This window comes from Candidatus Flexicrinis affinis (assembly GCA_016716525.1).
Taxonomy (GTDB): Bacteria; Chloroflexota; Anaerolineae; order Aggregatilineales; family Phototrophicaceae; genus Flexicrinis; species Flexicrinis affinis.
Window position 1 is genome coordinate 317,301 of sequence record JADJWE010000009.1, and the last position, 12,739, is coordinate 330,039.

The window sequence follows — 12,739 nt, forward strand, 5'->3', positions numbered from 1 at the left end:
TCAAATGGCCTCTTAGGCAACGACCGCGACCGCGTCCTCCTCGACGCCGGCATCCTCAGCCAGCTTCTTCTTCGCGTTGACGATCCCCGCCGGGCAGCGGTTGCCCCACCCGTCAAGGAACTGCGACTCGCGCAGTACGCACACGACCTCGCAGTCGTTCGGGCATCCACCGCACTCGATGCCGACGGTGCGGAAATCGACGTCCTTGATGTCGAAGTCGAACGCAGCTTGCGAGTGCCGGCGCGCCAGAATCGCCACGCCGATCGCGCCCATCTGGTGCCCGAGCGAATCGACGATGATCGGGTGCCCGGTGACGCGCTCGAACGCGCGCACCACGCCGACATTCTTGCTGACCCCACCCTGAAACACGATCGGCGGGACGATACGCTTGCCCTTACCGACGTTGTTGAGGTAGTTGAGCACGATCGAATGGCACAGCCCGGCGATGATGTCCTCGGTCGGGTAGCCCATCTGCGCCTTATGCACCAGATCGGATTCGGCGAACACCGTGCAGCGCCCGGCGATCTTGGTCGGCTTGGTGGCGCGCAGGGCGTACTGCCCGAACTCCTCGACCGGGATGTTGAGCCGGCGCGCCTGCGACGACAGGAACGACCCGGTGCCTGCCGCACATAAGGTGTTCATCGCATAGTCGGTCACAACGCCGTGCTCCATTACGATGATCTTGCTGTCCTGACCGCCGATCTCAAAGATGGTGTGCACGTCCGGGTGGAACGTCAGCGTGCCGATGGCGTGCGCGGTAATCTCATTCTTGACAATGTTGGCGCCGAGGATCGATCCGATCAGCTCGCGTGCCGAACCCGTCGTCCCGACGGCGTCGATCGTGATGCCCGGAGGCATCTGCAGCTCGATACTCGCCATCAGGCGCTTCACCGCGTGGATCGGATTGCCTTCGGTCCACAGGTAGTCCTGCGCCAGAATGCGATTGTCTGCGTCGATGACGACGGCCTTGGTGGAGATTGAGCCGACGTCGACACCCATAGATGCACGAACCGCTTCGCTAGGCATGGCGTTCTTTCCTCATCACCATCATGTCGTAAAACGCTTCGAGTCGGGTTTTGATGCCGGTCTCGGAGGTCAGGGAGTCGAAGCTGAAGTACACGATCGGAAAGTGGAAGTCCTCGGAGATGCGGTACAAGGCCGGCATCGCGCTGATCTCCGGCATGCATCCGAACGGCTTGACGTGGATCAGTCCGTCAAAACCTTGTTTGGCGTATCTGAGCGCCGAGGCGACGTTTTCGGTGCCTTCGCCACCCAGCCGCCCCGTGACATAGGGACGGGTGGTTCTGAGCGTGCGCGCGACCTGCCAGTCGTAAAACGTGATATCGCGAATGGTGTGCGCGACCGTAAGCGGGCGATGAACCTCCACCCCGAACTTCGCCAGATGCTTCTCGATGAAGAAGTTGGAGAATGGCTCAAGCACGACGTAGAACTCGCCGACGAAGCCGACTCGCAGCGGATGCTCCGGCTAATCGACCTCGATCTGGCGCACGTCTTCAAGGTACTCGCGGCGGACCCGCCAGATGTCGCGTAGCGCAGATGCCTGATCGAGCTCGGCGAGGAAGCGTTTTTGCAGCCGTTCGAACGAGCCGGCCTTGACCTCGAATCCGATGTTCTTACGCATGACGTCTTCGAAGTCGTCGATTGCGCGGGCCTTTTCGAAAGCGCGGTAGAGCGCCTGCACAATGGCGAACAGCGATAGGTTGGGGTAGTAGCGCCTGATGAAGCCGAAGATCTCCGGAATGGTGTTGCGGCCGCCGATCGTCAGGTAGTCGACCTCATAGCCGAGGCTCGTGAGGATGGCCCGCTGCAGCTCGGCGTAACAACCAAGCCGGCACCCGCCGCCCACTTGAATGACAGCGTTCGCGCCGCGCTCGATGGCCTCGATGAAGTTGCCCAGCACGTACTTGAACGGCACGCAGATTGCCTCGGGGCTGTACTTGGTGCCCAGCTCGAGCGTACGTTTCGTCAGCGGCGGCGGCAGGACGACCTCCGCCCCGATTCCTTCGGCGAGGGCCTTTTCGGCAATGTGGTACGAACCCATCAACGGGAAGCTGACACGGCGCACGGTCATCGCGACGCCTCCTTTTTGATGCGCAGGATGTCGACGAAGCTCTCAAGCCGCGTCTTCAGCCCGGCGTCGCCCTGCAGCTCGTCCAGCGTGAGCACGCAGCTCGGCTTGTCCTTCAGCACGTACTGACACAACGTGAAGATCAACGAGTCCGGCCCACACGGGAACGTGGTGAGGAAGATGATGCCGTCGACGGAATCTTTGTATATCGCCAGACCGCCAAGAAGCTCCTTGCTGTACGTCCAGTAGCAGTCGGCCGAGATTTCGCGCGAGCGCGTGCGCGCCGCATCCGAATCGGCGATGTCGGCGTAAACGACACCGACGCCGAGGTTGCGGAGGATCGCGCTGACCTGCTGGCCCATCAGTGCGTCATGCGTGACGTACGAGTGCGCGACGACAAGCACGCGGCAGTCATGTTCGGCTTCAACCTGCTTCTGCTGCTTCAGCAGTTCCGCTTGGTTGTGTTTAGCGAGTGCGGCGCGTGCGGCAAACACTGCGCGCAGCACGGCGATGATGTTTGGATTGAGCCGCAGCCCGATGCGCACCATGCCCCAGAACTCCGTCCGACGCTTCTCGTTGTCGACGTCATATTCCAGCAGGCGTACGCCGCGAAACACGTTACGGACAAGGTCGCCCAGCGCAAACAGTTTGACGCACATCCGCTCACTGGCGTGCAGGGTCAGTATGTGCGGAATAAAGATGTAGTCGGCCTTTTCGATCAGACTGTGGACATGGCCGAGGAAGACCTTGACGGGGAGGCACGTCTCATCAATCGCAAGCTGGAGTCCTTGGGTCAGGATGGCGCGGTTGGTCGCGGGGCTGACAAGCACTTTGCAGCCGAGCGATTCGAAGAACGTTTTCCAGAGTGGGGCGTACTTGTGATACAGCAGAGCACGCGGAAGGCCCACCACCGGGGCGGCGGTGGCTTGCGAAAGCACGGCGGCCATAGAGCACCACACCTCGCAGTCTGTGTGTTGGGGGAGGCCGCTGCACTTCAATGCGATTCGCGACCTGAATCGAGCGTATTTCCATCACCACTAAATGTCAAGAGAGCCACGCAATATGAGCGCGGAAACACGGTAAGGCTATTAATGATATGACCGGAAATTGAGGAACTTCACCGACTGACTGCGTAACGAGCGGGCAGGTCGTGGGTTATTACGGACTTGTGGTGAAATGCATGTCATGGCCGCGCCTTCACGACCAGACCGTGGTCGACACGGCTTTGGCACCCGCTGAGGTGCTTGGCTCGGACGACTCAAGATTTGCAGCAAATTAGGCCGGTATGGGGTAGGGCCGAACACCCGTTGGAGAATCGGATGGATTGCGTCAGAAAATGAGGTGCGATTTTGCTCATACAAAACAAACGTTGATGCAAAAATGACATGCATCCATTGTATAATGTGCATATAACACATCGGTGCCGATCGAAAGCGAGGGTGTCCGTGTGTGCTGTGACTGTGAGTGTAGGCGCCAGAGTGACTCAGACCATCGAGGATGCACTGGCGCTTAACTATGCGCCGCGCACATGGGTCTGCCTAGCACAATCGGCAGGTTGAGGAGGAAGAAATGAGCTTCGAAGATTTCAACGCCCTGATGCACGTCAACGAGAGCAACGCACTACGCTTCGTTGAAAAGGAACGCCTTGTTCAGGAGGCACTTGCCGCCCACCCGCATGGGCTGCGGCACGATCTCGGGCAGGCGTTGGTGCGCCTCGGGCATTGGATCGAAGGTCGCCGGATCGATACAGAGTCGGTCGACGACAAGGCGCGTTACAACTAGGTCTCCGGTTCCGGGGCTGGCGGGTTGACGCCCGTCAGCCTTGGGGCCGCACGATGACCACCGCAATCGATCGGAGTCGCTTGACAGCGATGGTTGCCGGGAAATTCATCCCCTTCAGCAATGGGCAGTCGCGCAGCTGCCATTGCATACTCACGGCGCCGGATCGCGAACCGACGCGATCCAGCGATCAGGCTGCGCGGGCCGATGATCGGGCCGTCGCTCCGCCACCGGCGCCCCGCCGGCAGCGCGAAAGGTTGACACCATGCGCTACGAATCAGTCACCTACGACTTGTTGAAGACGCGTCAGCACGACTTTATGCGTGCTGCAGAGAAGCACGAGGCTGTGAAGCTGGCGCGCCGCGCGCCCGGCTATCACGGCGTATGCTGTGACATCGGACGTGCGCTTGTGCGGCTTGCCGACCGGCTGGAAGGCCGCCGGAGGATCAACGGCCTGCGCCTCTGGTTCGGTGAGACCATGTTCCGGATCGGCGCGTGGCTGGAAGGCCCGCAGGCCGAGTACGACGACGTCGTGCTGAATCACGATAGCCGTGTGGCCGCGCATTAGCCGCACGCACCATTCTTGCGATACCGGTACGCTGCCTGCGCGACGCCCCAGCGGCGTTGCATCGGCGACGCGAGTTATCGGCGATGCCTCGAGAGAGAAGGAGGCACACCATGTTAGTCAGACATGACCCGGCCGAGGTGAAAGCCTTCCAAACGCTAAAGGTGCGGCGCGCCGACAAGGAGCGCGTCGTCCTGCAGACGCTGTGCGATCCACAGCGCCCGCGCGCATTGTGCGTGCTAGGCCATTTGATCGTACGCATCGGACGGTGGATTGAGGGCCGGAAACCCGAACCCATCGACATTAGTGTTGGCCGGCGGTTTGGCCCGGTGCACTAACGTCGAACCCTCGCGCCGGATCGGACACCCGATCCGGCGCGGGGGCGTTTGGCCCGACTATGTCTCGCAGATAGACACTCGACATTGAGAGCTCGCCCTGATTGACGCGAATCGGGTGTACGATTGATGTAAGCGCCGCATCACGCCAAAGCGCTGCGTGGCTATGGGCATTGAACGCCGTGATATACGCCAGTCGGTTTCTCACCCCCGTGAGATAGCGCTGGCGTTTTTGATTCTCCGGAGCTTCACACCGCGCAGCGCGAGCAGCGAACAGCGGTTAGCTCCAGCGTGACATGCGTAGAAGGAGTTCACGATGTCTAGGGTTGTGTTCGTGCGTCTAGTTGGTTTCATGATCATCGTCGCGCAGTTAGCGGTGACCCCGCTGGCCGCGCAAGATGCGACAACCTATGCCGAGCGCGGTCCATATACGGTCGGCGCGATGGAGTTTTTGATGAACGCCGACTCCGAGCGCCCGGTTCCGGTCACGGTCTGGTATCCGGCGCTTAGCCCCGACGGATTGCCAGAAGAAATCATGTATGACACGGGGCTAAGGGCCATCCTCCCAGACATGCCGGACGGGATGGTCTTCTTCCCGGGCAGTGCTATCGCAAATGCGGCTCCCGACGCAGGCAACGGCCCCTATCCCCTCGTGATCTACTCGCACAGCAACATCACGAGCCGGTTCTTCACGGCATATCTTCAAGAGCAGTTGGCATCGTACGGCTTCGTCGTGATGGCAGCCGAGCACATCGGGTCGGCATTTATCGACGGGATTGTGAACCCGCCCGAGGCGATCGAACCGTACGCTCTGGCTGTCGCGTATCGCGTGCAAGATGTCGCCGGTGAGCTTGATCTTGCCGCGCAGCTGGCCGCGCCGGGCGAGGCATTCGAGGGGATGATCGACATGGAGAACGTCGCGATTGCCGGCTGGTCGTTGGGCGGCAATACCGCATTGCTGCTTGCCGGTGCCCGGTTTGATGTCGCGGCAATGACGGAGTGGTGTCAAGAGCCCGGCCGGGACGAGCCGTGTCGACTGTTGGACTACACGGCGCAGATCGCTGGTATTCTCGGTTTCGATCCGGACGCTGAAGGTCTTTGGCCGTCCTTCGCCGATTCGCGCATTGACGCCGTGATCGATATGGCGCCGGGCTGGTCGATGGCCTTTGGCGTCGATGGATACGCGGCCGTGACTGTCCCTTCGATGACGCTCATGGGTACCGCCGACGATCCGTTCGGGACAGTGATCAACGCTTATCGCGAAGTCTCGTCAACGGATAAGGCGCTCGTGGCGTTTGAAGGCGCGGGTCACACGATCTATGGAAATTGCCCGCAGTTCTGGATTGATGGTCAGTTCCCGTTCTGCTTTGACGCGGCATGGGATATGGCAGCAGCGCGTACATACGTGAAGCACTTCGCCACGGCCTTCCTGCTCGCGGAGCTGAAAGGCGATGAAGCCGCACGCGTGGCGCTCGCGCCGGATGCGGTGAGCTTCCCCGGCATCACGTATGAAGCGGTCGGATTCTAGGCATATCGGCCAATGTACAAGCCCCCGCTCGGTTGACGCCGGGCGGGGGATAGCGCGCAGTCCGTGCGATATCACAAAGCCGATCACGCATAGGATTGATAGCAGGTACCAATTTCAGTTTGAGCGAGAGGTGCATTCATGTCAGATCCCGCGATATTCATGTTGCGAGAGGGACGCCGTCTGGGCTATGCCGAGTACGGGACGCCGAATGGCCGTCCACTCCTATTCTTCCACGCGACCCCCGGCTCGCACGTCCAGCTTGCGAGCCTCGATACGCACGCCCGGCGCGTAGGCCTCCGCATCATCGTGCCTGAGCGGCCCGGATACGGACGCTCCGATCCGCTCCCGGGCTATGCGCTCCTTGATGTCGCATGCGACGCCGTCGAACTGGCGGAGTCGTTGGGGATTGATCGGTTTGGCACTGCCGGCGTGTCGGGCGGGGGGCCCTATGCGCTGGCCGTCGCGGCGCAGTCGCCCGACCGCGTGACGTGTGTCGGGTTGATCAGTAGCATCGGCCCGACAACTGACGGCGAACCGTTCGATCGCGCCGCGCTTGAGACGAGCTACCGTCCGGTTGCCGAGCGCGCACGCAGGGATCCGGAAGGGCTGGTCGACGAACTGATCGCAGGTGCTGCAGAGCGGGATCGGCCGGCGCTTACACAGTCGCGCGACATGATTATCGCCTCGTTCTACGAGGCGTACCGGCAGGGCGTGATCGGCATCGTAGACGACATGGCGGCCCATCGGCGTCCGTGGGGATTCGATCTGCCGCAGATCGCCATGCCCGTCTATCTGTGGCACGGTGACGCCGATCCGCTTGTCCCCATTTCGGTGGCGTATCATCTGGCGGCTTTGCTGCCGGCCTGCGCGCCGATCTACCTCGAAGATCAGACGCATTTCCTGCCGGACGAGGTGTTCCTCCCCATCTTCACACGGTTGGCGGATGTGATGGTAGGCGCGACCGAGGCATGAGCAGCGCGGGGGCGACCGATCGGTCGCCTTTGCGGATTGGCGGGCGGTCAGGCGACAGGCACATCATGCTGGACGTGGCATTTGGGTGAAGGCATTATTGTGGCACGCTGCTGTGGAAGATGCTGTGCCCCGCGCTTGGCGTTAGGCGTGGTCCAGCGGGTAATCGACCAGCAACCAGTAATCATAGATGATGGGGTCGGCATGCCTCTTGCGCTCATCCTCGGCAATCCACGCGTAGACCGTCTGCGCTTCCACTTCTCGTTGAATGAGTCCGAATTCACCGGGGACGATGCCAAACAGGCGGTGCATATCTTGATGGAGGTACGTGCACAACCAAGAACAGTCAAAATTGTTATGGGAGAACCTGAGAAGTTCAAAACCGAGCGTGCGTCCTCCTTCGGCCATAGGCAATCGTTGCTCTACACGTTTTTCAATTCCTTCACTCTCTCCAGGCCAGCGCCAATTGGCGACTTCGAGCTCCAGCGGAAGCCCTGCTCCAACGATATGCAGGCCCTGTCGATCCTCGATAAATCGATTGATGAAGCGATTCGCCGCCACCGGGGAGTAGAACATGCTCCAGATGTCCATATCCTCTCGATAATCTGTGCCACACCACGCAACGAACTCGTCGATCTGGCTCGCGCGCACGCCAAAATCGAGGGCCGCCTGCCTGTTGCCTGTTATCCATCCCCAGCTGACGCTGAACTGTGGACAAATATGGCTTGACAAGCTGATGAGCCGGTCGGGTAGCAGTTCCTTGAGTTGTTCCCAGCCGGGATTACCCTCTCGGGTTATGAAGTAGCCGCCTGAGACAAAGCGTGTGAGTTCGATCTCCATATGCGGATAATCCTTGTGGTCGCGTGCGATCAGACTATGCCGCAACGTAAGACATCGAAGTTCTTTCCTGAGATCCACACCATCTGCTCTCGCAAAGAATTGCCCCGTTCCCGGCACGAACGTGCGTCCGGTGACTCTGGTTGGGCGCATATCTGGGCGACCGATCGGTCACCCCTGCGTAACGGTGAGCCGGTGGACGAAGGGCGACCGATCGGTCGCCCCTCCAACCCCTCTGTGTGCTCCGTGATCTCCGTGTGCTCTGTGCCCGCTTTTCCTCAGCACTCGGCACCCATTACGCATCACTTCCGTTACGCCTCGATGACCTCGACCGGGTGGAACGTCAGGTGTGTGCCGTCGCTGTCGATCACGACGTGATCGCCGTCCATCACGCGGCCTTCGAGAATCGCCGTCGCCATCGGGTCCTGCACAAGCCGCTGGATTGCGCGCTTCAGCGGACGCGCGCCGAACGCCGGATCATAGCCCTGATTCGCCAGCAGCTCGCGGGCCGCCGGCAGCAGTTCGATCGTGATCCGCCGCTGCGCGAGCAGCCGCTGCAAGCGGCTAAGCTGGATGTCCACGATCCGCGCGATGTCCTCGCGGCTGAGCGCGTGGAACAGGATGATGTCGTCCAGACGGTTCAGGAACTCCGGCCGGAACTGGCGGTCGAGCAGGTTCAGTACCTTGCGGCGCGCCTCCTCGCCGGTGCCTTCGTGCTTGAGGACGTCGCTGCCCACGTTGCTGGTCATGATGATCACCGTGTTGGTGAAGTTGACCGTGCGGCCCTGCCCGTCGGTCAGGCGCCCGTCGTCGAACACCTGCAGGAAGACGTTGAACACCTCGGGGTGCGCCTTTTCGATCTCGTCGAACAGCACGACCGAGTACGGGCGGCGGCGGACGGCTTCGGTCAATTGGCCGCCTTCTTCATACCCGACATACCCCGGCGGTGCGCCGATCAAGCGGGCGACCGTGTGCCGTTCGCCGTATTCGCTCATGTCGATGCGCACCATGGCGTTCTCGTCGTCGAACATCAGCGCGGCGAGGCTGCGCGCCATCTCGGTCTTGCCGACGCCGGTCGGGCCGAGGAACAGGAACGCGCCGATCGGCCGGTTCGGGTCTTGCAGGCCGGCACGACTGCGTCGCACAGCGGACGACACCGCGCGCACCGCTTCGTCTTGACCGATCACGCGCTCGTGCAGGCGGTCTTCCATCTTGAGCAGCTTCTCGATCTCGCCTTCCAACAGGCGTGACACCGGCACGCCCGTCCAGCGCGAGACGACGTTGGCGATCTCGTCGGCGTCAACCTCTTCCTTGAGCATCGTGCTGCCGTCATGGCGCATCTGCTCGATCGAGTCTTCGGCCTGTTCGATACCGCGCTCCAGCTCGGGGATCGTGCCATAGCGCAGGCGGGCGGCGGCTTCCAGATCGCTGCGGCGTTCGGCGCGTTCCAGTTCGATGCGCGCTTCCTCCAGCTTGCTCTTGGCGTCGCGGATGCGCCCGATGGCGTCGCGTTCTTTCTGCCAACGCGCGTTAAGCGCCTGCAATCCTTCGCGCAGATTCGCCAGCTCGCCCTCCAAATCGCCGAGGCGTTGACGGCTGGCCTGATCGCGTTCCTTCTTGAGCGCCTCGCGTTCGATCTCCAGCTGCATGATCTGGCGCTCGACCTTGTCGACCTCGACCGGGCGGCTCTCGATCTCCATTTTGAGATTGGCCGCGGCCTCGTCGATCAGGTCGATGGCCTTGTCGGGAAGCTGGCGGTCGGGGATGTAGCGCTGGCTGAGCGTCGCCGCGGCGATCACCGCGCTGTCCTGCACGCGCACGCCGTGATGCACCTCGTAGCGCTCCTTCAGGCCGCGCAGGATGCTGATCGTGTCCTCCACGCTCGGCTCGTCCACGAACACGGTCTGGAAACGGCGTTCGAGCGCGGCGTCCTTCTCGATGTGCTTGCGGTATTCGTCCAGCGTCGTCGCGCCGACCATGCGCAGTTCGCCGCGCGCCAGCATTGGCTTGAGCATGTTGCCGGCGTCCATCGCACCTTCGGCCGCGCCTGCGCCGACGATCGTGTGCAGCTCGTCGATGAACAGGATCACCTTGCCGTCGCTGTCGGCGATCTCCTTGAGCACGGCCTTCAGCCGCTCCTCGAACTCGCCGCGGAACTTGGCGCCGGCCACCAGCGCGCCGAGGTCGAGCGCGATCAGACGCTTGTCGCGCAGGCTTTCGGGCACGTCGCCGTTGGCGATGCGCTGGGCCAACCCCTCGACAATCGCTGTCTTGCCGACGCCGGCCTCGCCGATCAGCACCGGGTTGTTCTTGGTGCGCCGGCTGATGATGTGCACGACGCGGCGAATCTCCTCGTCGCGGCCGATCACCGGGTCGAGCTTGCCCTGACGCGCCAGCGCGGTCAGATCCCGGCCGTACTTTTCGAGGCTCTGGTACGTCTCCTCCGGATCGGCCGAGGTCACGCGCTGCGATCCGCGGATGCTGGAGAGCGCCTGCAAGACCGCGTTTTCGTCGATCTGATGCCGGGCGAGGATGTCGGCGGCGGGCGGGCGATGCGTGAGCGCCAGCAGCAGGTGCTCGGTGCTGACGTACTCGTCGCTCATGCGCTTGGCGATCTTCTCGCTGTCGGCGAGCAGGTCGACCGTCTGGCGGCTGAGCGGGGGTTGGGCGTTGCCGCCCGACATGCTTGGCAGGCGGTCGATGGCCGCGTCGGTGTCGGCGAGCACGGCCTGCGGGCGTGCGCCGATCTTGGCAACGACCTCCGGCACGACGCCGTCCTTCTGTGTAAGCAGCGCGGCGAGCACATGCAGCGGTTCGAGCTGCGGGTTGCCGTTCTCCACCGTGATCTGTTGTGCCCGCACGAGAGCTTGCTGCGCGCGGGTGGTGTATCGATTCATATCCATGTTCGGTTGTTCCTTCTGCCGCGCAGTGAAGTCCGCGCGGGCCTGACATTGACTCTGTCCTAAGCATACCGGACGAGTATCAACATTCGGTAGGAATTTTGGGGAAGTGGTCAGATGTCAGTTATCAGTGGTCAGTGGGGGCAACCCGCCGGGTCGCCCGCCGCCTTGCCGTTTCGTAGGGGCGACCGATCGGTCGCCCACCTATCCGCCGCCGCTCTGTACCGACAAAGAGCGGGCACAGAGGACACAGAGATCGCAAAGCACACAGAGGGGTTTGTAGGGGCGACCCGCCGGGTCGCCCGCCCATCCACGCCTCGTGTTTTGGTAGGGACAAGGTCGCCTTGTCCCGAATGCTGTCGTGAGAGAAGGCAGAATCTGACAGGCGCGGCAGGCTGCAGGGTGACGGGTGTCATGTGACGGGTACGACGAATGTATGGATCGTTCGGCGCTCCGCCGTGAGAAGGTCGCGTCCTGCCGCCGACTTAACACACGGCGAACTCGAGGCGTGGTCTAATGGCGTCATGTCGTAAGTCTAACGAGGTGTTGCGTGGCCCGAATCGCGCTTGTCTGTGTGTCGCTCCTGATCGGCATGTTCACCGCGTCCGCCCAACCGCTGCCGCTGCCAGAACTGCCCACCGTCCCGTACTACGTCCCGCCGGAGTACGCGATTGACGCGCGCGCGGCGTCGTACTTCGTGACGACGACCGCCGACGAGGACGACGGCATCTGTGGCGGCGGCACGGGCATTTCCCTGCGCGAGGCGATAGTGTACTGCGCGCAGGTTGCGACGTCAGCCGTTGTCTATATCCCTGATGGCACATACTCCCTGACATCTGAAATTGCGGTGACTGACAGAGCGATCCGACTGATCGGCGAGTCGCGCGACGGCACGATCATCACGACCGCCGCCAATGACCACCGGCATTTGAAAGTGATGTCCACTGGATACGAGTTCGGTCTATTCAATTTAGCGTTTTTGCATGGCAACAGCGGTAGCGAGGCAGGGGGATCACTCTACATTGTTGGTGGCAGCCGTTGGACAGCTACAACATCTACTACGGCATGAATAGCGGCTACGACGGCGCCGCAATGTATGTCGCGAGTAGTGGCGGTGGTCTACTGCACGCATCAATAAATCGGACTGAGTTTGTGGGTAATGGGACATCCGCTGCACTGAGCATTGTGCCCGGTGAACAATCCCAGATCGTAGTAACAAACAGCCTGTTTGAGTCAAATCTGGGCAGTGCTATCAGCTTCTTTTCGGGTCCAGTGGCGTCGAGCCTGACGGTTTCGGCAAGTCGCTTTATTGACAACGGCAGCGACAGCGTGGGTGGCGGCATCCTCACGGTAACAACAGATCCCAGCATACTACCCACCTCGTTTCGTCGTGTGAGAATCGTTTTAAGAGGAATCGAGCTGGTGGAGGAGCGATTCTGGTTCTTGGCTTCGACTTCGGACGATTGACAATGTCGGTTGAGGGGTCGGCGTTTCTCGACAACACGATGGGTGGGGCGATTCAAGTCAGCGTGTTGCCATTTGCATCGATACTCATACGAGACAGTTCGTTTATCGGCAATCAATCTGTAGTCTACGCGGGAGCAGTGTCCATTACAGCGCATGCCGGTAGCGTGACGATCGACGGTGTTCAAGGCACGCAGAATGTCCTGTATGGCACATACACTGGCCTTGCTGGCGCGATGGATGTGTTTGCCGGTCGAGTCAGTGTTTCCGACA

General features: G+C 61.5%; 13 protein-coding genes. 7 read left to right on the plus strand and 6 right to left on the minus strand.

From position 1 onward, the window contains the following. Window positions 1–12: 12 nt before the first annotated feature. Genes IPM16_20645 through IPM16_20660 form a run of 4 tightly spaced genes read right to left on the minus strand, consistent with a single transcriptional unit; the run spans window position 13 to window position 3,036 of the window. Window positions 13–1,026: a 2-hydroxyglutaryl-CoA dehydratase gene (locus IPM16_20645; GenBank protein MBK9125514.1), complete on the minus strand. Its 1,014-nt coding sequence runs from the start codon at window positions 1,024–1,026 to the stop codon at window positions 13–15. Further along, window positions 1,019–1,441 (minus strand): hypothetical protein, encoded by a 423-nt coding sequence (locus tag IPM16_20650; GenBank protein ID MBK9125515.1) that lies wholly within the window; start codon window positions 1,439–1,441, stop codon window positions 1,019–1,021. The genes IPM16_20645 and IPM16_20650 overlap by 8 nt, the downstream gene beginning before the upstream one ends. 45 nt (window positions 1,442–1,486) lie before the next feature. Beyond that, window positions 1,487–2,092: a hypothetical protein gene (locus IPM16_20655; GenBank protein MBK9125516.1), complete on the minus strand. Its 606-nt coding sequence runs from the start codon at window positions 2,090–2,092 to the stop codon at window positions 1,487–1,489. Then, window positions 2,089–3,036, minus strand: a complete 948-nt coding sequence (locus tag IPM16_20660) for a hypothetical protein (protein ID MBK9125517.1) — start codon at window positions 3,034–3,036, stop codon at window positions 2,089–2,091. The genes IPM16_20655 and IPM16_20660 overlap by 4 nt, the downstream gene beginning before the upstream one ends. A gap of 622 nt (window positions 3,037–3,658) precedes the next feature. Here IPM16_20660 and IPM16_20665 point away from each other — a divergent pair. The 5 genes from IPM16_20665 (at window position 3,659) to IPM16_20685 (ending at window position 7,268) form a co-directional block, all read left to right on the plus strand. Beyond that, on the plus strand, window positions 3,659–3,871 hold the full coding sequence (locus tag IPM16_20665) for a hypothetical protein (protein MBK9125518.1): 213 nt from the start codon (window positions 3,659–3,661) through the stop codon (window positions 3,869–3,871). Window positions 3,872–4,133: 262 nt separating this feature from the next. Beyond that, window positions 4,134–4,436, plus strand: coding sequence for a hypothetical protein (locus tag IPM16_20670; protein MBK9125519.1), 303 nt, complete (start codon window positions 4,134–4,136; stop codon window positions 4,434–4,436). A gap of 110 nt (window positions 4,437–4,546) precedes the next feature. Continuing rightward, window positions 4,547–4,771: a hypothetical protein gene (locus IPM16_20675; GenBank protein ID MBK9125520.1), complete on the plus strand. Its 225-nt coding sequence runs from the start codon at window positions 4,547–4,549 to the stop codon at window positions 4,769–4,771. A 313-nt stretch (window positions 4,772–5,084) separates the two neighbouring features. Continuing rightward, entirely contained in the window at window positions 5,085–6,296 is a 1,212-nt protein-coding gene (locus IPM16_20680; GenBank protein ID MBK9125521.1) for a hypothetical protein, read from the plus strand. A 138-nt stretch (window positions 6,297–6,434) separates the two neighbouring features. Further along, the gene (locus tag IPM16_20685; GenBank protein MBK9125522.1) at window positions 6,435–7,268 is read left to right on the plus strand and encodes an alpha/beta fold hydrolase; all 834 of its coding nucleotides are present in this window, start codon (window positions 6,435–6,437) and stop codon (window positions 7,266–7,268) included. A gap of 141 nt (window positions 7,269–7,409) precedes the next feature. On the opposite strand, the gene IPM16_20690 is transcribed toward IPM16_20685, so the two are convergent. Together IPM16_20690 and clpB are read right to left on the minus strand one after the other, a co-directional pair. After that, window positions 7,410–8,105: a hypothetical protein gene (locus IPM16_20690; protein MBK9125523.1), complete on the minus strand. Its 696-nt coding sequence runs from the start codon at window positions 8,103–8,105 to the stop codon at window positions 7,410–7,412. A 308-nt stretch (window positions 8,106–8,413) separates the two neighbouring features. Continuing rightward, window positions 8,414–11,005 (minus strand): ATP-dependent chaperone ClpB, encoded by a 2,592-nt coding sequence (clpB, locus tag IPM16_20695; GenBank protein MBK9125524.1) that lies wholly within the window; start codon window positions 11,003–11,005, stop codon window positions 8,414–8,416. 547 nt (window positions 11,006–11,552) lie between these two features. On the opposite strand from clpB, the gene IPM16_20700 reads away from it, so the two are divergent. Beyond that, window positions 11,553–12,071: a hypothetical protein gene (locus tag IPM16_20700; protein MBK9125525.1), complete on the plus strand. Its 519-nt coding sequence runs from the start codon at window positions 11,553–11,555 to the stop codon at window positions 12,069–12,071. Further along, the gene (locus IPM16_20705; GenBank protein ID MBK9125526.1) at window positions 12,041–12,469 is read left to right on the plus strand and encodes a hypothetical protein; all 429 of its coding nucleotides are present in this window, start codon (window positions 12,041–12,043) and stop codon (window positions 12,467–12,469) included. Before IPM16_20700 ends, IPM16_20705 begins: the two co-directional genes overlap by 31 nt. The last annotated feature ends 270 nt before the right edge of the window (window positions 12,470–12,739 follow it).

Coding starts and splice junctions, on each gene's coding strand:
- IPM16_20645 (MBK9125514.1), bottom strand. CDS start 1,026: ATGCCTAGCGAAGCGGTTCGTGCATCTATGGGTGTCGACGTCGGCTCA.
- IPM16_20655 (MBK9125516.1), bottom strand. CDS start 2,092: ATGACCGTGCGCCGTGTCAGCTTCCCGTTGATGGGTTCGTACCACATT.
- IPM16_20660 (MBK9125517.1), bottom strand. CDS start 3,036: ATGGCCGCCGTGCTTTCGCAAGCCACCGCCGCCCCGGTGGTGGGCCTT.
- IPM16_20665 (MBK9125518.1), top strand. CDS start 3,659: ATGAGCTTCGAAGATTTCAACGCCCTGATGCACGTCAACGAGAGCAAC.
- IPM16_20670 (MBK9125519.1), top strand. CDS start 4,134: ATGCGCTACGAATCAGTCACCTACGACTTGTTGAAGACGCGTCAGCAC.
- IPM16_20675 (MBK9125520.1), top strand. CDS start 4,547: ATGTTAGTCAGACATGACCCGGCCGAGGTGAAAGCCTTCCAAACGCTA.
- IPM16_20680 (MBK9125521.1), top strand. CDS start 5,085: ATGTCTAGGGTTGTGTTCGTGCGTCTAGTTGGTTTCATGATCATCGTC.
- IPM16_20685 (MBK9125522.1), top strand. CDS start 6,435: ATGTCAGATCCCGCGATATTCATGTTGCGAGAGGGACGCCGTCTGGGC.
- IPM16_20690 (MBK9125523.1), bottom strand. CDS start 8,105: ATGGAGATCGAACTCACACGCTTTGTCTCAGGCGGCTACTTCATAACC.
- clpB (MBK9125524.1), bottom strand. CDS start 11,005: ATGGATATGAATCGATACACCACCCGCGCGCAGCAAGCTCTCGTGCGG.